General features: G+C 47.0%; 21 protein-coding genes and 1 pseudogene. 11 read left to right on the plus strand and 11 right to left on the minus strand.

The window, feature by feature from the left end; genetic code table 11:
- Position 1: 1 nt before the first annotated feature.
- From QUB63_RS14720 to trpC, 3 genes are all read right to left on the minus strand, one after another.
- Positions 2–1159 (minus strand): pyridoxal-phosphate-dependent aminotransferase family protein, encoded by a 1158-nt coding sequence (locus tag QUB63_RS14720; protein WP_332945998.1) that lies wholly within the window; start codon positions 1157–1159, stop codon positions 2–4.
- A 73-nt stretch (positions 1160–1232) separates the two neighbouring features.
- A complete protein-coding gene (locus QUB63_RS14725) occupies positions 1233–1478 on the minus strand; it encodes a DUF5340 domain-containing protein (RefSeq protein WP_293252195.1) in 246 nt (81 codons plus the stop codon).
- A gap of 351 nt (positions 1479–1829) precedes the next feature.
- On the minus strand, positions 1830–2729 hold the full coding sequence (gene trpC, locus QUB63_RS14730) for an indole-3-glycerol phosphate synthase TrpC (protein WP_332945999.1): 900 nt from the start codon (positions 2727–2729) through the stop codon (positions 1830–1832).
- A 107-nt stretch (positions 2730–2836) separates the two neighbouring features.
- Here trpC and QUB63_RS14735 point away from each other — a divergent pair, with 107 nt between their 5' ends.
- Positions 2837–3172: a DUF433 domain-containing protein gene (locus tag QUB63_RS14735; protein ID WP_332946000.1), complete on the plus strand. Its 336-nt coding sequence runs from the start codon at positions 2837–2839 to the stop codon at positions 3170–3172.
- Positions 3169–3528: a hypothetical protein gene (locus QUB63_RS14740; protein WP_332946001.1), complete on the plus strand. Its 360-nt coding sequence runs from the start codon at positions 3169–3171 to the stop codon at positions 3526–3528. The genes QUB63_RS14735 and QUB63_RS14740 overlap by 4 nt, the downstream gene beginning before the upstream one ends.
- A gap of 256 nt (positions 3529–3784) precedes the next feature.
- Here the strand turns inward: QUB63_RS14740 and QUB63_RS14745 are convergent, their stop codons facing one another.
- A complete protein-coding gene (locus tag QUB63_RS14745) occupies positions 3785–5230 on the minus strand; it encodes an NB-ARC domain-containing protein (protein ID WP_332946002.1) in 1446 nt (481 codons plus the stop codon).
- Between the two features lie 220 nt (positions 5231–5450).
- Between QUB63_RS14745 and QUB63_RS14750 the strand changes: the two genes are divergently transcribed.
- From QUB63_RS14750 to QUB63_RS14780, 7 genes are all read left to right on the plus strand, one after another.
- A complete protein-coding gene (locus QUB63_RS14750; RefSeq protein ID WP_332946003.1) occupies positions 5451–5954 on the plus strand; it encodes a hypothetical protein in 504 nt (167 codons plus the stop codon).
- Positions 5955–5987: 33 nt separating this feature from the next.
- Positions 5988–6527, plus strand: a complete 540-nt coding sequence (locus tag QUB63_RS14755; protein WP_332946004.1) for a hypothetical protein — start codon at positions 5988–5990, stop codon at positions 6525–6527.
- Between the two features lie 174 nt (positions 6528–6701).
- On the plus strand, positions 6702–6998 hold the full coding sequence (locus QUB63_RS14760) for a hypothetical protein (RefSeq protein ID WP_332946005.1): 297 nt from the start codon (positions 6702–6704) through the stop codon (positions 6996–6998).
- A gap of 86 nt (positions 6999–7084) precedes the next feature.
- Positions 7085–7432 (plus strand): type II toxin-antitoxin system RelE/ParE family toxin, encoded by a 348-nt coding sequence (locus tag QUB63_RS14765; protein WP_332946006.1) that lies wholly within the window; start codon positions 7085–7087, stop codon positions 7430–7432.
- A gap of 16 nt (positions 7433–7448) precedes the next feature.
- A complete protein-coding gene (locus tag QUB63_RS14770; RefSeq protein WP_332946007.1) occupies positions 7449–7769 on the plus strand; it encodes a helix-turn-helix transcriptional regulator in 321 nt (106 codons plus the stop codon).
- A 63-nt stretch (positions 7770–7832) separates the two neighbouring features.
- A complete protein-coding gene (locus QUB63_RS14775; protein WP_332946008.1) occupies positions 7833–8159 on the plus strand; it encodes a nucleotidyltransferase domain-containing protein in 327 nt (108 codons plus the stop codon).
- Positions 8156–8545, plus strand: coding sequence for a HEPN domain-containing protein (locus QUB63_RS14780; RefSeq protein ID WP_332946009.1), 390 nt, complete (start codon positions 8156–8158; stop codon positions 8543–8545). Before QUB63_RS14775 ends, QUB63_RS14780 begins: the two co-directional genes overlap by 4 nt.
- 14 nt (positions 8546–8559) lie before the next feature.
- Here QUB63_RS14780 and QUB63_RS14785 read toward each other — a convergent pair whose 3' ends face one another.
- From QUB63_RS14785 to lpdA, 4 genes and pseudogenes are all read right to left on the minus strand, one after another.
- Positions 8560–9144 carry a hypothetical protein gene (locus QUB63_RS14785; protein WP_332946010.1) on the minus strand — a complete coding sequence of 195 codons (585 nt, stop codon included), beginning with the start codon at positions 9142–9144 and terminating at the stop codon, positions 8560–8562.
- On the minus strand, positions 9141–9437 hold the full coding sequence (locus QUB63_RS14790) for a DUF4365 domain-containing protein (RefSeq protein ID WP_332946011.1): 297 nt from the start codon (positions 9435–9437) through the stop codon (positions 9141–9143). Before QUB63_RS14790 ends, QUB63_RS14785 begins: the two co-directional genes overlap by 4 nt.
- 1 nt (position 9438) lies before the next feature.
- Positions 9439–9633, minus strand: a pseudogene (locus tag QUB63_RS35040) (DUF4365 domain-containing protein); the annotation flags it as partial.
- A gap of 290 nt (positions 9634–9923) precedes the next feature.
- Positions 9924–11363: a dihydrolipoyl dehydrogenase gene (lpdA, locus tag QUB63_RS14795; RefSeq protein WP_332946012.1), complete on the minus strand. Its 1440-nt coding sequence runs from the start codon at positions 11361–11363 to the stop codon at positions 9924–9926.
- Between the two features lie 579 nt (positions 11364–11942).
- Between lpdA and QUB63_RS14800 the strand changes: the two genes are divergently transcribed.
- Positions 11943–12233, plus strand: a complete 291-nt coding sequence (locus tag QUB63_RS14800) for a hypothetical protein (protein WP_332946013.1) — start codon at positions 11943–11945, stop codon at positions 12231–12233.
- A 115-nt stretch (positions 12234–12348) separates the two neighbouring features.
- On the opposite strand, the gene QUB63_RS14805 is transcribed toward QUB63_RS14800, so the two are convergent.
- Complete coding sequence (locus QUB63_RS14805; protein ID WP_332946014.1) at positions 12349–12687, minus strand: hypothetical protein; 339 nt, start codon at positions 12685–12687, stop codon at positions 12349–12351.
- A 352-nt stretch (positions 12688–13039) separates the two neighbouring features.
- Here QUB63_RS14805 and QUB63_RS14810 point away from each other — a divergent pair, with 352 nt between their 5' ends.
- Positions 13040–16819 (plus strand): beta strand repeat-containing protein, encoded by a 3780-nt coding sequence (locus QUB63_RS14810; protein WP_332946015.1) that lies wholly within the window; start codon positions 13040–13042, stop codon positions 16817–16819.
- A gap of 651 nt (positions 16820–17470) precedes the next feature.
- On the opposite strand, the gene QUB63_RS14815 is transcribed toward QUB63_RS14810, so the two are convergent.
- Positions 17471–19708 (minus strand): polysaccharide biosynthesis tyrosine autokinase, encoded by a 2238-nt coding sequence (locus QUB63_RS14815; protein ID WP_332946016.1) that lies wholly within the window; start codon positions 19706–19708, stop codon positions 17471–17473.
- 242 nt (positions 19709–19950) lie between these two features.
- Positions 19951–21528, minus strand: coding sequence for a polysaccharide biosynthesis/export family protein (locus tag QUB63_RS14820; RefSeq protein ID WP_332946017.1), 1578 nt, complete (start codon positions 21526–21528; stop codon positions 19951–19953).
- Between the last annotated feature and the right edge of the window lie 166 nt (positions 21529–21694).

Raw genomic sequence — 21694 nt, forward strand, 5'->3', positions numbered from 1 at the left:
ATTAGGATTCGGCTAAAACCTTCGCAGCAGCGGCAACGCCTGCACCAGGAGTATAGCCTTCATGACCCAATTCTCGCACCACGACTTCGAGGGCGGAAATTGCTGCTAGAATATCGCGATCGCACACAAAGCCCAAATGACCGATTCGGAAGATTTTACCTTTCAAATGGTCTTGTCCGTCGGCGAGAGCAATGTCAAATCTCTTTTTCATCAAAGTCCGCACTTTTTGAGCGTCTACGGATGCAGGTGGCATCACGGAGGTAATTGCAGGACTGGCGGCACCGTCAGCGGCAAACAACGGCAAACCCAAAGCTTGTACGGCCGCACGGGTAATTGTCATCAACCGTTTGTGTCTGGCAAAAACATTTTCCAACCCTTCTGCTTTCATCATCCGCAGCGATGCTTGCAGCGCAAAAAACATATTGACCGGCGGAGTAAAAGGAGTCGTATTTTTGGCAGCGTCTTTGCTATATTTGCCCAAATCTAAATAATAGCGGGGCAATTTAGCAGTTTTGTAAGCTTCCCAAGCTTTGGGACTGACGGCCACAAAACCCAAACCCGGAGGAATCATGTAAGCTTTCTGAGAACCCGAAGCAATGACATCGATTCCCCAATCATCCATCGGTATGCTGACAGCGCCTAAACTGGTGACAGCATCGACCATAATTAAAGCTTCGCCGTGGGCTTTAACGTGGCGGTTGATGGTTTCGAGGTCGTTGAGAACGCCGGTGGAGGTTTCCGAGTGAGTGATGATGACAGCTTTGATTTGCTTGTCGGTATCGGCTTCGAGTTTTTCGCGGAAGTGTTCCGGATCTAAAGGTTGGCCCCATTCAGCTTTGATAATTTCCGCGTTTAAACCGTAAGCGACCGCGACTTCTGCCCAGCGTTCGCCAAATTTGCCGTTGCATCCGACTAAAACTCGATCGCCCGCACTCAAGAAATTAATTATCCCAGCTTCCATCGCGCCGGTACCGGAAACAGTCAAACTCAGCACGTCGCCGCTGGTTTGGTGCAGCCATTTCAGGTTTTCGGTACATTCTGCAAAAATCGCGTCAAATTCCTTGCTGCGGTGGCCCATCGGGTGTTTTGCCATCGCCAGCAAAGCCGCTTCCGGCACCGGCGTCGGGCCGGGAATCATCAGCATTAATTTGTCGTCCATGATATTGTCCTAACTTTTTCTGTGGGAGTTCTACAGAATAAATCAAATACGATCGGTTAATACTCTAAGTTTTTTAACTTTTAACTCCGCTGTGGTTAGTTTCATTTAAAGACCAGCGGTGTTCTACTGCTAAGTTCGATCGCTCGCAGCTTTGTTCTAATTGCTTTTGAATGGCCAGGGCTTTGCGCAGGGTAATAATAAGTTGGTGAACTTGTTGCTGCTGGGGCGATTGTGGACTGACAGCAAACATCGTTTTGCGTTCTAACAATTGAAGTAGCAATTCATAATGAATGTACGAAGGAAGGGGAATTGGCTCCATGAAAGCTAACATACCTCAGTGAACCGACACCCCATTGCAATTGCATGGGGCATCACAGGTGAACATTAGATGCCCGACTTTTGATGTTTTTTCTAGCCGTACAAAAACCCCTGCTTTGCCGATCGAATCTTCGGCGCTGGGTGCGTTGGTAACGCTAAATTGTGCGATCGACTGGCGAGAGCGAATAGATTTAATTGCTTTCTGGCAAAATATTTCTACGCAATATAGCTTTGAGTGCTATTTTTTTTCAGTTAAGCGCTTGAGTCGATGCAGGCTAGAAATGCTGATTATTTACCTACTCAATCAATTTTTATCAGAATTAAGGGGTGTTTGTCAAGCGGTCTCGCCGAGTCATGCGCCGGGATGCGTTTTGGCAAGGGAGGCTAAAGCAGCGCCCGGATCGGGTTGTTTGACTAGGGATTCGCCGATGAGGACGGCCCCGGCGCCGGCCTTGGCAACTTGAGTTAGGTCGTCGGGAGTGTGGATTCCTGACTCGCTGACGGTGAGGATATTTTTTCCTTGGATTTGGGTTTGGCGATCGGCTAATAGTTGACCCGTGGTTTCTAGGCTGACGGAAAAGTTTTCGAGGTTGCGGTTGTTGATGCCGATCAGGTTTACTCCTTCTAGGGTTAATACTCGATCGAGCTCTTCGAGAGTATGAACTTCGATTAAAGCTGTCATGCCCAAAGTCTTGACAATTTTCACAAAGTATTGTAAGTCTTTGTCAGATAGAATGGCGGCGATTAACAATACAGCATCGGCGCCGCTAATCCGGGCGAGATAGATTTGGTAGGGATAGATAATAAACTCTTTGCAAAGTAGGGGCAAATCGACGGCGGCACGGATTTTAGCGAGGTTGTCGAAGCTGCCTTGAAAGAACTTTTCATCGGTGAGTACGGAGATGCAACTGGCGCCGTTTTCTTGGTATGCGATCGCGATCGCTACCGGGTCGAAATCTTCGCGAATTACGCCTTTGCTGGGGGAAGCTTTTTTAACTTCGGCGATGATAGCGGGTGTGGTTTTACCGTTTTTGAGGGCACTGAGGAAGTCGCGCACGGGCGGTGCAAACGGGAGTTTTTTGTGAAGATCGGCTAAGGGCGTGCGATCGCGCTTTTGGGCTACTTCAGCTTCTTTTTCCCAGACGATTTCTTCGAGGATGTGCCGGGGCTTGGAGTCGGGTACGGCGATTTCGTAGCTGAGGTAGAGCACGGAGACTGAGGTGCTGGGCGGACGGCGGCGGATTTGAATCATACTAAGGGGGATAAAGGGCGATCGTAACAAGTTTCTATTATATAAGGTCGATCGACCTTTTCAATTTATGATAAAATGCGATCGACTAAGTATTCGGAGATAAACCGATGCAACTAGAAGACTATTTTGAGTTTCTAGACCCCGATGACATCCGCATCAAAGGACATCGGATCGGCATCGACGACGTGATTAAATATTACTTGGATGGATATTCGCCCGACCAAATTCTGGAAGAATTACCAAGTTTGAATTTAGAGAAAATTTACGCGACGCTAACTTATTATCTGCACAATCGCAGGCAGATGGATGCTTATATGTTGCGGCTGGCGAAGTGGCGGGAAGAACGCTATCAGGAATGGTTGGCTAAGGAACCTTCTGATGTAGTCAAACGTTTGAGAGCAATCAAAGCACAACGAGAACAGGAGTTACTTTTACTCAAGTGAAAATTAGTTTTTTACTCGATGAAAATTGGCTGCCTAAGCTTAAAAGTGCTGTATTGCATCTCCAGCCGGAGATAGATATTTTGCGGGTGGGCGACGCAAATGCACCGCCATTAGGAACCCTCGATCCAGAAATCATCAGCTATTTGGAATCATCGCAAAGGCTATTGATAACGGATAACCGCAAAAGTATTCCCGGACATTTGGAGGAATATTGGGCGACGGGAGGACAAATTTGGGGACTGTTTTGGGTGCGTCCAAGTGCAAGTTTAGGCAGATGGGCCGAAGAAATTGTGATAGTTTGGGAGACTTCGGAAGCTGAAGAATGGATTGATAAATTGGATTGGATTCCATTATAAAAAATTGTTGATAAAGTACGCGCGAGCGTAGCTATCCCGAGCGTGAATCGCACTTTTGGGCCTCCAAAATCCCCGCGCTAACCCGCAAGTCCGCCGGGGGTTGAAAACCCCCGTCTCATAGCAAAAGTCCTCTAAAAGAGGACTGAAAAGCTAATTCAATAAACAAAGGTCGATCGCACATTTCCAAATTTCCGAAAATTCACTGTAGGGAAACGGCATTGCCGTGTCCTTACCGGGATTTGCTATATAATTTTTATTACTCACTGTTTGGGCGGGAATAGTTAATTTTGACATACTCTTTTAGTACGGGTGCAAGGGTAAAAAATGTGCGATCGCCCTCCTGGATTTTTTCAACTAATGAACGCCGTCCCAAGGATTGCATAACTTTCAAAAATTGCGATCGAGATAATTGCAGATTCTCTGGCACTTTGGAGAGGGAAACTGGCGCGGTTTCACTCGCTAGCCATGACATCACCTGTTTTTCTGACTCGGATAAGCGATTAAATGGCTGATGCAGTAAAGATTCTAGATCGCCTAAAAATAGTGTACCGTCAGACCAAAATTCCGCTAGGCTGCCGTCAAATAAATCTTGAATCATTGTAGCAACTATTTTTAACCACAAGGGATTACCGCTATACTGTTCAATTAGTTCTGACCATTTTGCATCTTCAGCTAAACCTTTTTCTCTGAGGATTTCCCCCGCGCCCGCACCTAAACCATTGATTTGTAACGATCGCACTGGCTGGTTTTTGCCTTCTAATGCGGCGATTTCTCTGGGTTTTTCCCAACTGAGCAAAACTAAACAACTATTGTGAGATAATTCTGCTACCTGTCTGAATAGCCTGCCGTAATCTTCATATCCAGGTTGGTAATTGCCAGCCAGTTGTCCGCTGCTATTCACCATTTGTACGTCATCAAGTATCAGCAGACAGCGGTATTTTTGCAAGTATTCCAGTAGGGGCAATCCCCCTGTGGTTGCCCCTTCTTCTGGGTAAGGGGCGGGCACGCCGTCGGTATTTGGGGCGGGCACGGGGGCACCGCCCCTACAGAAACATTGAATTATATTTTTTTGAAGTATTAGCAGGGGTGGAGATGTGGCGAGACTTCGCCAGATGACGAAATCAAATTCATGTTTGATTTGTTCGACAAGTTGGGCGGCGATCGCGGTTTTGCCAATGCCTACTAGGCCGTGTATGGCGAGTAGGCGGGTGTTTTCGTGTAGAATCCACTGTTTGAGGGTGGTGAGTTCGGAGGTGCGATCGTAGAAAATTCCAGACTTAGGCATTTCAGCTAAGAATTGACGCAATTGTGGTTCAGTGTTGCCTTTGTTTAGAGGTTCTTCATCGGTTGGTGAATTGGGAACTTTTGATGAGTGTAAATTATTTTCACAGAAATTGACGTTACCAATGTGTACAAAATCTTTATTGAAGTTCCAGAGATTTGATAATTTTACTTGTTCCAATCTGACTCTAAAATTTGATTTATTGACTTCTTCGCCTAATACTTCTGATAGTAGCTTCCATAATGCAGAGGCAATATCTTTAATGTGACCTTCACTACAGTGAGATTCATCTGCTATTTTTGAGTATTTCTGACCTTGTAAAGTTCCCCGCAGTATCACCTCTTGCAGATTGTCTAAGTGTTTTCCCGTATTGATAAAAACTAGGTCGTCGGCAAGTTTTAAGACTTCTTGAACGTCCATAGGTCGGGTAGATGCTGGGGTTTTGCCTATTATATCCTACTCGATCCGACTTTTTCCGGCCCTGCCCGATCGAGTTTGTCCAGCTTTTTCTGGCGTGGGTACATGACAAATGATATAAAAGTGCCTACTTAATCCGACTTTTTCCGACTGGACAAGACTGAGATTTTATAGTCACAATCATATTTAAGAGGCACTTTTATAGCTTTCCCATAGAAAAAAAATGACTGCACAAGCATTATCCCTCCCCCAAGCAAACTTAGAAATGGTTCTCTGGCAAGTAGATGCCGATTCAATGAGTAGTAGCGATTTGTATGTCTGGTTAAACGATCTCGGCTTGCCCCACGAAGTCACCATCAGATTGCACGAGTTGGCTAGCTACACGAAAAAATCTGGTAACAAAGTTTTGGCTGTAGGGAAAATTATTCTGCTCAAAATTATCGAGTTTGTCAAAGCACATCCTAATTTAGCTACGGGCATTGCTCTAGGAGTTGCTGTGGGACTATTGGTACGTTCAGTACCAGTTATCGGCCCAGTGTTAGCGCCATTGGCAGCAGTGCTAGGTATAACTGTTGGTGCGATCGCTGGACATAGACTAGATCAAGGCTATCGTCAAGTAGATGGCATAGTTGGAGTAACACAAGACTTTATTCAAATCGCCCAATTGTTTTTTCAACTACTGATTGATGTTTTCAATGCAGCTTTTCGCAACGTTATCACTGCTTAAAAAACAAAAGCTGAAAAAATCAAGAGGCTTAATATGTCAGGAAATAAAACCGTAACTAAGGAGCAAATCCTTAAAGCGATCGAGGAATTGGAAAAAAATCCTCATGATAAGTTAGGAATTTTAGCTGATGTTGGGATTGGTGTGGTAGGTGCTGGTGCTGCTGGTGCTGCTGTTGCGGCTTTCGGCGGTCAAGCCATATTTTTTGGGCTAATAGCGGTTGCACCCCCAGTAGGATTGGTTGTTGGCGGTGCAGCATTAGGTGCAGCAGCTCTCGTTGGAGCAAAGAGGATATTCTTGGATGGCACTTTCAACGAAGGGAAACAAGCAGAAATTCTCAAACAGTTAAAAAAACAGCTAAGCGAGATTGAAGCAAAAGAAGGAGAATCTAAGCTTAAGCTTGAAGACAGTGACAAGACAAAATTTATCGTTTCCTTGAAAGAACCAGTTAGGCTTAATCTAATTACCCCTCAAAGGGCTCATGATTTAATGAGGGCTGTCGAAAGTGGTCAAATACCTATCACAGAGGCAATTAAGATGGTTCACGCTATAGTTGAAGCAGCTAAACCCCAGTAGTCTTTTAAATCCACGACCTGAGAATGCTAAGCATAGGCTATGTTGTTCTGGTATTTCTGATAATTGACTTAGCTGCTGAAAGAGCGATCGCCCTTCTATTATTGAAGTGCGATCGCTCTTTTTTTGAGTATCACTAATTCTGTTTATTCAACACCCTAGGGAATTTTTACCGCTTTGACAACCATTCATAAGACAAACTATAGTCAGGCTGAGTTAATCGCCCGATCGATCGGCACGAATATCATCAACAACCCTTCCACTTCTAACTGGATTAAACTTAAATTTTTACTCAAAGCCAATTTATCGGCTGGCGAAAACAACTTAGTTAGCGATCAGGGAGATGATGAAATTGGCGAACTGACTCTAATTTTAGATCCCAATCTCAAAGTTATTGATGAAAACTGGTCGATCGACCTAGAATCTCCTTTTATTATTGCTAAAAGTCAGCCAAATTTGCAACATTCTGATTGAAGTACGATCGACCTTCTCTTTATAAGGCAAGCTGCATTGCCAATATGTCTGATTTGACATAAAATCTAAAAAAACCCAAAATATAGATGGTAGATTCGGAAAGCAAACCCCTTGTCTGGCTTAGTGGGGAAGTAAAAACACCGCCATTTTCTACTGATGCGCGTATTCAAGCGGGATTTCTGCTGCGAAAGCTACAGGATGGTGAAAGCCTATCCATGCCATTCTCTCGCCCTATGCCAAGCATCGGATCTCATTGTCACGAAATCCGTTTAGCCGATTCACAGACAAGCAAGGATTGGCGCATCATTTATCGAATTGATGTAGATGCTATTATTATAGTGGATGTATTTAACAAAACCACGAACAAAACACCGGATCCGATAATTGAAAAATGTAAAAAGCGCTTGAAGCAATACGACGAAATTTCAAGTTAAATCTAGAAGGTATTTTATGGACATAGCTAAACGCCAACGCTTAGAAGCAGCAGGATGGACTATCGGGACAGTAGAGGAATTTCTCGGACTTTCATCAGAAGAAATTGCTTTCATAGAAATGAAACTTGCACTGAGTAAAGCCATCAAACAAAACCGGATTAGCCAACAGATGACTCAGCATGAGCTGGCCCAGAAAATTAAGTCTAGCCAGTCAAGAGTTGCTAAAATGGAAGCTGGCGATCCTTCCACTTCCCTGGATCTCCTGATTCGCACCTTGCTTATCTTCGGTGCTACACGCCAAGACATTGCTGAGGTAATTCTTAACAGTGGTTCCTGAAAAATATCTAATCTTAAGTGAATTAGTCAAAGTGCGATCGCCCTCCAATCCTTTATAACAAATATGAGCATTAACGATAAACTTAAGAACATACTAACTCAGTTACGATCGCACTTCGAGCAACTTTACGGCGATCGCCTCACCCAAATGGTGCTTTACGGCTCCCAAGCGCGAGGCGATGCACATCCCGACTCAGATATAGATGTGTTAGTAGTTCTGAAAGCGCCAGTCCAAGCGGGCGAAGAAATTGATAGAACTCTTCAGATAGTAGCAGATTTGTCGCTGCAAAATGATGAAGTGATTAGCTGCCAGTTTATGAATGAAGAAAAATTCACTAATTATCAAGGCCCTTTGCTCAGAAATATCCGTAAAGAGGGAATTTTAATATGACATCGGCTCAATTAAACTTACTCGCCAAAGCTCGTCAAAGCCTTTCAGCGGCTAAGTTAATGTTAGATGGCGAATACCCGGATTATGCAGCCTCTCGCGCCTACTACACTATGTTTTATATCGCCGAAGCATTTTTAGAAGGTGAAGGACTATCTTTTTCTAAACATTCCGCAGTCATTAGTGCCTTTGGCCGAGAATTTGCTCGTACAGGAAGAGTTCCTGTTAAGTTTCACCAATACCTCATCAGAGCTCAGGAATTGCGAAATGCTGGAGATTACGGCGAACTTGATGCCGTTACGATCGAGCAAGCCACAGATTCGATCGCCCAAGCTGAAGAATTTCTCGAATTAGCCCAAAATGCGATCGGCACTCTACCGCCGCCCTAAATACGGGCGATTTCCTACGGGATAGCTACGCCGCGCGTACTTTCATCTCCTTTCCCTTCTTCCTCTGCCATCAAAGCAAACTCCCGCAGATTTTTTACAGCAAAATATCCGCCTTCTTTGACAAAATCGCCGCCGCAAGTGACAGGAATTCTTTCCTGATAGGCTTTCAGTGCTAATTTACCATCAGTCTCTTTAAGTTCAACATAGATTTTCCGCAACTTGCCCACCACAAATCCCATCATCGCAACCTTAGCCATTTTCTCCCCATTTTCGCGATCGACCTTCACAACAAATCCCTGAATCTCAGTATTGTCTAACGAAGTAATTAAATCGCTTAAAATCTCTAACTGAGAACGATTTTCTGCCGCTTCCAGCGTCTTGACAGCATCTCCCATGCGAGCTGGATAATCGGCAAACTCCCTTGTCAAAGGCAGGCCAATATCAAACAAATCTCCTGCATCATTTTTCTTAACCCAAATCGCTCCTTTATTTTCATAAATTCGGCTGTGTTCGTGCCAGCCATTTTTTTGTAAATATGCTATGATTACATTCACATCTAAACTCTTAAAAACTTCTAAATCCCGTACAGTTACTTTCATGGAATATCTCCTTGGCTAATGCGCTGCATAATGGACTGTAGAGCCTCTGCTGTAAACTCATTGCTGCGGGGCAACTCAACAGTCACGCGACTGGTATTTTGAGTTTCCGGCATTCCCCGCAAAGATAACCAGTAGGCACAATGCCTGAGCAACATTTCCTGTTCTGACTGTTGTATCCATTCCCCGATATTTTCCGGTACTAAAACTACAATCAGTACGCGGGGAATAAAGGCAGTGACTCTCAAGTCGTTGTAATTTTTGACCGAAGAGCTGATATCGAACATATTGGGCATTGAGTACATCTCTTGACGTACATTTTAACTGCAATTCGAGGCGGTGCGGCTGTACTGGATCGCGATCGACAGCCTTGATACAAAGGTCAACGCTATCATAATCATTTTCTGGTTGATCTACCGAACACCCAGCCACTGCTGCCACAGCGCGCACGTAAGCTTTACTAAATAGTTCTTTTCGCTGGTTTAGTTCCATTTAAACACAATTCTCAAAAAGGGGCGATCGCGATCGCACATTGGCGTCAACAAACACGTCAAATATAGTACCAGTCTCCTGTTGTTCCAATAAACCGCTCGATCCCCCCTAGCCCCCCTTAAGAAGGGGGGGACAAGAGCATTTCAAAGCCCCTGTCAAAAAGCCGGGAAATGGATTTCAAAGTCTCCCTTCTTAAGCGGGATTTAGGGGGATCGAGACTGGGATGTAAACGAGATTTATCAAGTGTTTAGACTTAAGTTGAGGCGCTTTGGAAACACCGCCCCTACAAATTAATGACCGCCCGCCGCTCCGGCCGCCCGTTTGAAAGCCTCATCCAACACTTCCGAAAGCGTCGGGTGCGTGTGAACTCGGAATGCTAAAGTGTTCACAGAATCCCGCTGGGCGATCGCATTTGCCGCCTCCTGAATCAAATCCGAAGCGTGCAAACCAAAAATGTGAACTCCCAACAATTCCCCAGTATCTTTGCGGTAAATCACCTTAGCCATACCGTCGGTTTCACCCTCCGCAATAGCCTTAGAATTTCCCTTAAAATAACTCTTGACAGAAGCAACCTCAAACCCTTCGGTTTTTCCTAACTCCTTCGCCGCAGGTTCCGTCATCCCCACATAGCTAATTTCTGGGTGAGTAAAAGCCGCCGCCGGGATGCTCAAATAGTCAACTTCGCGAGTGCGGCCGCAAATATTTTCGACGGCGGCAATTCCTTGAGCAGATGCAGCGTGCGCTAACATCATTTTGCCGTTAACATCGCCGATCGCCCACAAATTCGCGATCGGTTCTCCCGCAGCCAAAACCTGCATCTTATCGTTAACTGGAATATAACCGCGCATCGTTTCCACGCCAACAGCTTCTAACCCCAAATTCTTGCTCACCGGCACTCGGCCAGTTGCTACCAAACAAGCGTCAACTTCCAAGATTTCGACAACTTCCTTAGTTTTGAAATCAGCTAATTCAATAATTACGGGCGAACCGGGAATAATCTTCTTAGCCAACAAACCAACTTTTGTTTCAATATCGCGGGGTGCAATTAACACTCGTTCTGCTAACTTAGCAATATCCGAGTCAAAAGTCGGCATCAATTGATCTAGAGCTTCAATCATCGTAATTTCGCAGCCCAAGGCCGTGTAAATATCCGAAAACTCTAAACCGATATAACCGCTGCCAATAATTGCAATCCACTTCGGTAGCGATTCCAGTCTGACAGCATCATCGCTAGTAAATACTGTTTTGCCGTCAATTTCTATCCCCGGAGGGACGAAGGGAATTGAACCGGGAGCGAGAATAATATCCTTGGCGGTAATAGTTTTCTCGCCTTTATCGGTTTCGACTGTAATTTTTTGAGCAGCGGCAATTTTGCCCCAACCTTGGATGACATCGACGTTCAAACGTTTGAGGCTGTTTGTTAAGTCGCCGCGCAGTTTGCTAACAATAGTGTTAGCGTGATTGGCGATCGAAGAGCGATCGAAATCCACATTTCCCAACTGAATGCCCAAAGTCTTGAGGTGGTGGGCATTCCGCAAATCCCGCACCCGCCCGGAAGCCGCCAGCAGCGCCTTGGAGGGAATGCAGCCGCGGTTGACGCAAGTCCCGCCCATGTCGCCCGCTTCGATAATTGCCACTTTCAGCCCGCAGCTAACCGCGTGTATGGCGGCCCCGTGCCCGCCCACACCGGCGCCGATAATTGCTAAATCGTAATCAAATCCTTGAGTCACCTTAAAATCTCCTAATGCCTTTGAAATCTTAGGACTCAAGCAAAAAACACCGTCTGTCCGTCCTTTGGAGGTGGTGCGTTGCGATCGCAACCCTTGAACAGCGGTAATAGTTGCATAAGTCCTGTGTCCTTATTCTCGACTAGACTAGGGTTAATTAGACGGTAACTCAGATTTTTTTAGGGTTGATTATGTTGAGCTGGCTGTGCGCCAAGTCTCCCATCACCCTGTAGGTGGGTGTAAAGTTAAGTACAGATTGATGGGTGACAAGGCCATTGGTGTCAACTTAAAGTCAAATGCAGGGCCGGTCTACTGTTTGATGCTATAGCCCCGATCCCCCCTAGCCCCCCTTCTTAAGGGGGGAACAAGAGGCGATCGAAGTTCCCCTTGTCAAGCCCTTCTTAAGGGGGGGGACAGGATTCTTCTCAAAGTCGACCCCTACTCCCCTTCTTAAGGGGGATTTAGGGGGAAGAAGCCTCGGATAAAAGTGAGAGTTATAAAGGGTTTTAGCTGATTGGGGTTTTGAGGTCTAATATCTGCACGCGCGGGCGATCGCGAGTTTTTCGGCAAGTTTTGAAGTCTATGGAGTGGCTTATGATGGATGAGGATGATTTGAAAGATTCACGCCGGGCCTCGGCTCAAGCTTTTTTTCAGTCCCTGGATGAATTGTTTGATTATATAGAAGCTTCCAACCCTGATGCGGCACAGCCTCAGCCTCCGCAGCCTCAAGCTAAGTCTGCGAGTCAGCCTTCGAGCCCGCCGAAGAAGGCTAAACCTGCGAAAATTAATTTGTCGGATTTTGAAGATGCGATCGCGGATTTGGAACAGTTTATTCAGAACAAGCGCCAGAATCGCCCGGAATCTAATCAGTAGTGCCACACATTTTAATCAATCATGTCCGGCAAATGACGGATGATATAAGCTGGCGGACGATCGCCCCGGCCCGATTTTGCCTGAGAGTGCGATCGCCCCAGCAGTTATACTGTGGTTAGTCTTGGTCTGTGAATTGTTCGGATAGGCGATCGGTGTTTTGTCGATCGAGCTTGACGAGCACAAACAGGATCTTGAGTGTTGACTCGCTGGCGGTGTTAATTGTTCCTTCTGGAAATTTGCCAGCAACAAAGGAACCGATACCTACAAAATAGAGCAAAACACTGGTGATAATGAATCCACGTATTGCCAGAGAATAGGAATGAGCTTGATGCAAAAGTTCTTGTTGAGGAGTGCGATCGATTTTGCCAGAATTATTGCGCGATAGCAGGGCTGTTTCATTAATATTGTCGCGGGTGTGCGGAGCTGTGAGATTTTCGATATTTTTTGGGTACAATTTTTACTTTGACGCACCCTACAAATAATTTGTTCCTCGCAATGACAAAAAACTTTAACCCAACGGTATTCACCTTGATGGTGCAGAGATAACAGGGCTGCCGTCCAACTACACCTTCACATATTTTGATAATTATTATACGTAAATTTACGTATCTTGACAATTATTTAAATTCTCCTCTACGTATGTGGAAAACCCGCTATTTGCAAGCCTGAAAAATTTATCTGACATTTGTCCGGATCGCAGCAATTGACGATGAAACACTGCTTATCGTGACCGATAACTATCAAAAAAGCCTAAGCCTCTGGTTTTCTGTCACTTCTAATCGTTAATTACTATCACAAGAGAAGCTATGCCTACTCCATTGAATGGTTCTTTGGGTCAAACCACTAATTTCACCAGCGTCAATGACCTAATCACAAAATGGCCTACTGCTGCCCAGAATCAAGGTATCAAACTGTCTGGGATAGCTTTTGATGGCGTGGAAACTGATTACCTCAATCCTCAAGCGATCGCCAACCTCACCTTACCAACTAATGAAAATCCTAAAAGCTGGTTGAGTTATGGCAGTAGCCCTGGTATTGGTGTCCCATCCTCCTATGATGGTTGGTTCACCGACACCAGTAAAATTAGAGCGGAAATCAACTATAATCCCAACACAAATCAATCTCAAGCGCTGAAGCTGAAATGGGCAGATAACCAAGACATCACTAGCGCGACGATCGACCTTAGCGCCTTGAGTCCCAAAACTAGCCCAGGAGTGGGCGATCAAGGTAATGAAGTTGGTTTGCTACAAATCTTTAATAATGGGACTCTGGTACCGGCCAGCAATTTTACGATCACTCGTCTCAACGCTCCGATCGCAGCAAAACCGATTACTGTGGGTTCAGATGGAGTGACTTTTATTGGCGATCAGACCGATGGCAGTTTCCAATTCAAGATAGAAGCCAAGCCTCTCACCAACACTGCTTTTGACGAACTGCGGTTCTCCGCCAAAGCCTACGATAGCCCCACCGCTGCCTACACCGCCACCGCATTCAAAGACGATAGTTCCGACTTCCTGGTACGGAAGATTGACTATCAAGGGACTTCAAATCCGCCTAGCCTTCAGTTTAGCGCTCCTACCTTCAGCGTCAACGAAAACGGGACAGCGGTTGCAGCCGTAACCGTGACGCGCACGGGTGGCAGCGCTGGCGCAGTCTCAGCTACAGTCAACTTGACCAATGGTACTGCTACAGCCCCTGCTGATTACAACAATACTGCCATCCCTGTCAATTTTGCGGATGGGGACACAGCACCCAAGACTATTACCATTCCCATTGTCGATGACACTTTGGTCGAAGGTACCGAAAATGTCAACTTAACTTTGGCAAACCCGACAGGTGGTGCAACGATTGGGACGCAAGGTACTGCCACTTTGAGCATAGTGGACAATGACACTCTTCCTCCCAGCAGCCTGCAATTTAGCGCTCCTACCTTTAGTGTGAACGAAGATGGGACGACGAGCGCTGCCGTGACAGTCACTCGTACTGGCAGCAGTACCGCAGCAGTTTCAGCTACTGTGAACTTAGCTAATGGTAGTGCTACAGCCCCTGCTGATTACAACAATACTGCCATCCTGGTCAATTTTGGCGCTGGCGATTCTGCACCCAAGACGATCAATATTCCGATCGTCAACGACACCTTGGTAGAGGGTACCGAAACTGTCAACTTAAGTTTGGTTAACCCGACAGGCGGTGCGACGATTGGAACGCAAGGTACCGCCAGTTTGAACATCCTAGACAATGACAGCAGCCTGCAATTCAGCGGCTCCAGCTTTAGTGTCAACGAAGATGGCACCCCCATCACAACCGTAACAGTAACTCGCACTGGCAGTAGTGCTGGTGCTGTGTCAGCCACCGTCAGCTTGGCCGATGGTACTGCGATCGCCCCTGGTGACTACGCCAATACTCCGATCGCTGTCAATTTTGCCGATGGCGACACCACACCCAAAACGGTCAATATTCCGATCGTCAACGACACTTTGGTAGAAGGTAACGAAACTGTCAACTTAACCTTGGGTAGCCCGACAGGCAATACCACGATAGGCACCCAAAGTACCGCCACTGTCAACATCGTAGACAATGACAGCAGCCTGCAATTTAGCGCTCCTACCTTTGGCGTTAACGAAGATGGAACGCCCGTTGCAGCCGTCACAGTCATTCGTAATGGCAGTAGTGCTGGTGCAGTCTCAGCCAACGTCAATTTGACCAACGGTACTGCGATCGCCCCTGGTGACTACACCGGTACTCCGATTCCTGTCAATTTTGCCGATGGGGATTCTGCACCCAAAACCGTCACCATTCCGATTATCAACGACACCTTGTTAGAGCCTACCGAAACTGTCAATTTAAGTTTGGTTGGCCCGACAGGAAATGCGACGATTGGCACCCAAAGTACCGCCACTTTGAACATCTTAGACAATGACAGCACCCTGCAATTTAGCGATCCTACCTTCAGGGTGAACGAAAATGGAACGCCAGTTGCAGCCGTGACAGTCACTCGCACTGGCAGCACTACCGGTGCAGTCTCAGCCAGCGTCAACTTGGGCGATGGTACTGCTACAGCCCCTGCTGACTACACCAATACTCCAATTCCTGTTAATTTTGCCGATGGGGACAACACACCCAAGACGGTGGATATTCCGATCGTCAACGACACTTTGTTCGAGGGGCTCGAAAATGTCAATTTAAGTTTGGTTAGCCCGACTGGCAATGCCACCATTGGAACCCAAAGTACCGCCCGTTTGGACATTGTAGACAATGACAGCACCCTGCAATTTAGTGCTCCTACCTTCAGCGCCAAGGAAGATGGAACTCCCATTGCAGCCGTGACAGTCACTCGCACAGGTGTAGCCTCTGGTGCAGTCTCAGCCACCGTCACCTTGGCCCCTGGAACTGCTACAGCCCCTGCTGACTACACCGGTACTCCCATCTCGGTCAATTTTGCCGCTGGGGACACCACACCCAAAGTCGTCAATATTCCCATTGTCAACGACACTTTGGTCGAAGGTACCGAAAATCTCAGCTTAACTTTGGGCAGCCCTACAGGCAATGCTTCGATTGGCACCCAAAGTACCGCCACTTTCGACATCATTGACAATGACAGCACCCTCCAATTTAGTTCTGGTACTTTCAGGATCAGAGAAAATGGCGTAGCGGTGTTACCCGTGACAGTCACTCGCACTGGCAGTAGTGCTGACGCAGTTTCAGCTACCGTGAACCTAGCCAATGGAACTGCGATCGCCCCTGGTGACTACGCCAATACTCCGCTCCTTGTCAATTTTGCTGCTGGGGATTCTGCACCCAAGATAGTCAATATTCCCATTATCGATGACACTTTGGTGGAGGGTAACGAAAATCTCAATTTAAGTTTGGTTAACCCGACAGGCAATGCGACGATTGGAACCCAAAGCACCGCCGTTACGACGATCGTAGACAATGACAGCACCCTGCAATTTAGCGCCCCTTTCTTCAGTGTCAACGAAGATGGAACGGTCGTTCAATCAGTGACAGTCACTCGCATTGGCAGCGCTCTGGGTGCAGTCTCAGCTTTCGTAAACTTGTCCGGTGGTAGTGCTACAGCCGGCTCTGATTACACCAATGGTTCGATCGCTGTCAATTTTGCCGCTGGGGATGTAGCAGACAAAATCATCACCATTCCCATTCTCGAAGACACTTTGTTTGAGGGTGACGAAACTGTCAATTTAAGTTTAGTTAACCCGACAGGCGCCACGATTGGAACCCAAAGTACCGCGGTGTTGACGATCGTGGACAATGACCCCGATCCGTTGGCACCTCTAGCTCCGCTGCAGAGAACGGCAAGTAGTCTCACTTTGACAAACGACGAGCTACTCGACGGTGGCCTGCGAAAGACTTCCAGCTTGCCTGGGGCTGGGGCTTCGGGAACAGCAGATTTGGTGAACAATTATATCGCCGACGAGCTACTGGGTGGCGGAATCGGAGCCTTTAACGTCGGGATTAATTCCAACTCAGTCTCCAACTTCGGTGTCGCCGCTAGCTGGTTGAATTCACTCACAGACCCCAAGCTTAATCCTGGTTTGGTCGCCTTGAACAACCAATTTGCTAAGTAGGTCTTTTGACTAGCAATTTGCGTTAGTGGGTTTTAATCATTGGTGACAACTTTCTGGCATTGTCACCAATGTCATTCGATTAAAGAATTGAAGAATTTTAGATTTGGGATTGACCCCACAGATGCAATCCGGGGGACGCAAGGATGAGCGTTGAAGATTTGGGATTGATTCCGCGGATGCAAGTCCCTGGCGGGTACCACCTTTGAAATTCAAAGGTCAAGTGGGACAGGCAGACAGATTTCAATGCTGCCTCATCCTGGCTTGATGCTGATACAGCATATTCCATGTAAATGTAGATCGCGAGAAACCGGGTTTCTAGCAACAGAATCAGTTTAGAGACGAGACAGGTAAAGAAACCCGGTTTCTGGAATGTACTTCATAAACCTGGAATAGGCTGTATTTTGATTACAGATTAAATACCTATTGCATAAATCTTGGATTTACATAAAAACCGCAGATGAATGCTTCGGAAACCAGATGTATAGCGGTTCTCAAAAAAGTGAGGTATGCTTGCGTGCCCTATGCCCGGTTTGGCCTATGCCCGGTTTGGCCTATGCCCAGTCGTACCTCACCTTTCTGAGACTCGGCTATATTCAAGATATTTTATCAATAAATGAATGCAATTATAGTCTAATTTAATCCCATAAATTATTAGTTGAATTTACTGTTAATAGCTTTGTTTTTCTGCTTTGACTGCTGCGGTAATTGCCTCGATCGCACTTCGATCGCACTTCGACGATCGCCCGCAACACCCAAAGGCAACTCCAGCTCATCAATATCGTTGCGGAACTTCACCGCAATATCAGCACCGTTGATAATCGCCCCCAACAGCCGCGGCCCCGATTTATGCGACTCATCCTCCTCAGATTCCAGCAACTGATCCGCAGCTTCTGACAACATACTAGCCAGAGTATAACCAGCCCGCGCTACCAAAATCATACCGTCCGTGTACGGTTCCAGCGTCAGCGCGTCGTTGCACTCGCTCAACGCCGGAGAATCCACAACCACAAAATCAAAGCGGTTGCGAACATCCTCAAACAACCTCCGCATTTCGCTCGATTCCAGTACCGCCGAAGCCTGCCGCAAAAAGCCCGGACTCGGCACCACGTATAGGTTCTCTACCTCTGGAACCAACAAAACGCACTCGCTCATATTGCCGTAATAGTGCAAAGGTTCCACCGCCGCCAGAGGATCGGCAGCGATTTTCAAAGATTCCACATTAGAACCCGATCGCAAATCTGCTTCAATTAACAAAGTTCGTTTGCCCGATCGAGCCGACGCAATTGCCAAATTATAAGCACTAAAACTCTTCCCCTCCAAAGGCGCCGCCGAAGTCAGCAACACCACCTTTACAGGCTTTTCACCAATTCGGCGCAAATTAGTCCGCAACCGCTCGTAAAACTCCAAATAGGGCGAATTGGACTCCAAAGCCAGAGGCATCTCATCCCCGTAGGAATCAAACACAATCACTTCAGGCAAAACTGCCAGTATCGGCACCTCCTTTTCCACCAAAGCCGCCCGCACTTCTTCCCAACTGTAAAACTTGCCGTTGAGCATCCCCAACAAAAATATCAACCCGCCGCCCAGCAGCAATCCCACAAATCCCCCCACCGCCAGCATCACCGGCAAACCTCTCTTGCTTGACTCAACATCATCGGTTTTGGGAAGTTGGGCGATTGTCAAACTCCCCGTTGTCTCAGCTACCGCCGCCTCAGCATCTACCAAAGCCGACTGCATCTTATCGTAGAGAGCTTTTTTCAGCCCCACTTGCTGGGCTAACCGCGCTTGTTCTAACTGCTTGTTGGGGATTGTTGCGTGTTCCCGGCGCAATAGCTGTTCAGTTTTCTCGATTCCTTGGAGTTGCTGTTGCACCATATCCTGCTGCGTTTGCAAAGCAATCAAACTTTGAGCTAGCTGCTGTCTGGCCGGGTCTAAAGAAGAGTCTACCCGAATTCGATCGGCACTTCTGAGCGGAGCCGCCACCCCGTTACCCCCGAGCACCTCCGACTGTCGCTGCTGCAACTGCTGCTCAAAAGCTTGTTTTTGTTTGAGCAATTCCACAATTTTCGGATGTTCCTCCTGCAAGTCCGCGCGCAGAATTTTGAGCTGAGATTCGATCGTAAACAATTGCACTCGCAGTTGCGCAATAATTGGATCTGCAGACAGTGCTTGAGCGACGTAAGCTTGCTCCACATTCAATCCCAAGCGATCCTGCAAGCTTTTGATTTGAGCTTCAATTCCTCCCAACTGCACGCGGAGTTGTCGCTGCTGCTGTTCGTTGCTGGTAATCGCTTGCGGCAGTGCACCGTTCTGAGCGGCTAAAATTGCAGTTCCTTCTCGTTTTTCGTAGGCTTCAAGTTTTGCTTCCGTCTCTCTGAGTTCCTGAGTTACTGCCGGCAAGCGCTGGTTAATTTGGGCGATCGTTTCTCGCAGTCTTGAAGTATTAATACTTTGGCTGCGAGCCACCATTTCGTTCATCAGCGCCTCTACTACCGCTTCTGCTTTTTTGCGATCGGCATTTTTGTACAATACTTGAATCAAAGCGCTGGGGTCATTATTCTTACTCGGCATCTTTACCTGCACGTCCTTTTTCAGCTTTTTAGCAGAAATCTTTACTTTTTTTGCTGCTGGTTCAATCACCTTCTTTGTATCCAGCAGCATATCTTTAGTTATTTCTTGTCCTTCCTGTTGAATTTTGGTAGTAGTCGATGAAAAAATCACGCTCGGCCTGCGGTATGCCAGCGTACCTGCTGCAACGTAAACCGGCGCCGCAGTTGGCTGCAGGGCCACTACTCCCGACACGCCCACAGTCACCGCCAGAGTGGCCAGTCCCACCCACTTGTATTGGTCGAAAGCTATTAAATAACGTTTGACAACTGATAAAGTCATAAGGATTTTAGATTTTAGATTTTAGATTTTAGATTTTAGATTGAAGAATTGCTAACGATAAATCATAACTAATGACTGATGACTGATGACTGATGACTGATGACTGATGACTGCTGATGATTGATTACTGATACCAGTTACCAAAAACAATACAACTGTAGGCCCCTGTTGCAACTATTATGGAATAAGTCATTCTCAATCGAAAATCGAAAATCGAAAATCGAAAATCGAAAATGATATGACTACTTATCATTAGAGGACGGCCCGAACAGATTGTTTACCCCATTTCTCAACTGCTCAAAGAACAGAATAAATCCCAAAGTATCGCGGAACGGTCGAGTAAAAGTATTGAGAACATAACCAATACGCTCTACCAGATTCCTACCGATCACAATCACATCATTATCTTCCAGCATCGGGTTCTGAGAAACATTGCCCTCCAAAGCAGCTTTCGCATCTATCTTTCGGTTGATTGCTCTACCTTGCTTTTGGTCGAACCGAATCAAAGCCATTTTCCGCAAGTCAGCTAGATTCACAGGCAAGTTGTTGATAGCATCCAAAAACTTGCTGCCATTTTCTAGGTAGAACGAGGTCAAACCACCACTAGCGTAACTCAAAACTCGAACGTAGATCCTGGGCTTAACCAGCGTAGACCGCGCCACCAAAGCTTTGTCGTAGTCTAGGTTTTTGGTACTAGCGTCCAATTGGGGGATGACAATCACATCTCCCGAGGCCAAAGGAAAATCGAACAAATCGTTAGCATTTGCTAGGGGAGTGTAGAGGTCGATGGGTTCCTCCACCGACGAGCCGTCCACCAGCGTCCGCCGCACTCGCACGGCCCGCAAATCGGCTTTTCCCGTGACTCCCCCCGCAATCGTCAAAGCGGCGGAAATTCGACCAGAACCCGCCCCAAGCGTGTAAAAACCCGGTTTGCTGACTTCTCCGGTGACAGTGATTTGGACGGGGACAGCGGCAGCGGCTAGGCTGTATCTGGATGCTAAATCTCGATCGGCTGCGCGATCGGGCGTAACCTGTTTATACGGTACAACGATCGCATCTCCATCTTCCAAACGCAAATCCGGCCCAGCAATACCAGTTTGCAGCGGAGTCAAAATATCCACAACTTGCTCCGCCACAACACCACCCGGGAAAGTCCGCCGCACCCGCACCGCCCGCAGTTCGGCCGTCGGAGTAGTCCCAGCAGCAGCCGCCAGAGCCGCCGGAAGCTGCGGAGTTTGCAGCGGATAAAAACCCGGTCTCGCCACTTCCCCCGTCACCGTCACCACCACCGGGCGCTGAACGAGCAAAGCAGCCGAGACTTGAGGATTTTTGATAAATTGGGTGAACCGCTCGCGGAGGCGCTGCTGTGCTTCTTCGACGGTAAGGCCGCGCACATTTACTGTTCCGATTAGCGGCAGTACAACTACCCCTTCAGGGCTGATTGCACCGGTAAAACCTAGCTCGGGGAAGCGCTGAACTTGAACAGAAATCTGGTCTCCCGGGCCCAGGCGGTAGGGCCGATTCCGAAAAGCTGGGTTAATGTCCCGGTTAGGCTGTGCTGGTGGCGGTGGCGGTACGCGCAGTGGCGGTGGCGGCACGAACTGTTCGGAACGAGGAACAACAGATTGGGCTAAAGCCGTTTCCGAAAAAACTTTGCCGTTAAAGCCCCAGAATACAGCAGCAAAAGATAGAGTCCAAGCAGTTGAATACAGGCCTGCCAAGGAAAAAGCAACGCGATTTCTAATTGGGAATTTATCCCGCATTTTCAGGGTATAAAGAATGGTAATGTTTTGAATAATCCGCTGATTTTTAAGTTTCATGTCCGCAAGCTGCACTTAAATTTTATATTCTTTATACTCTCCCCCCGGACAAGGCAATCCCGTTTCCGTAAAGATGAGATTCTCTAATTTATCTGTAGCAATATTTTTCATAATTGGTATTACCTCTTGATTCTTCTAGCCCGCGGAGGCGGTCTTTGTTTGTATA

Source organism: Microcoleus sp. ARI1-B5 (genome assembly GCF_036705795.1).
Taxonomy (GTDB): Bacteria; Cyanobacteriota; Cyanobacteriia; order Cyanobacteriales; family Microcoleaceae; genus Microcoleus.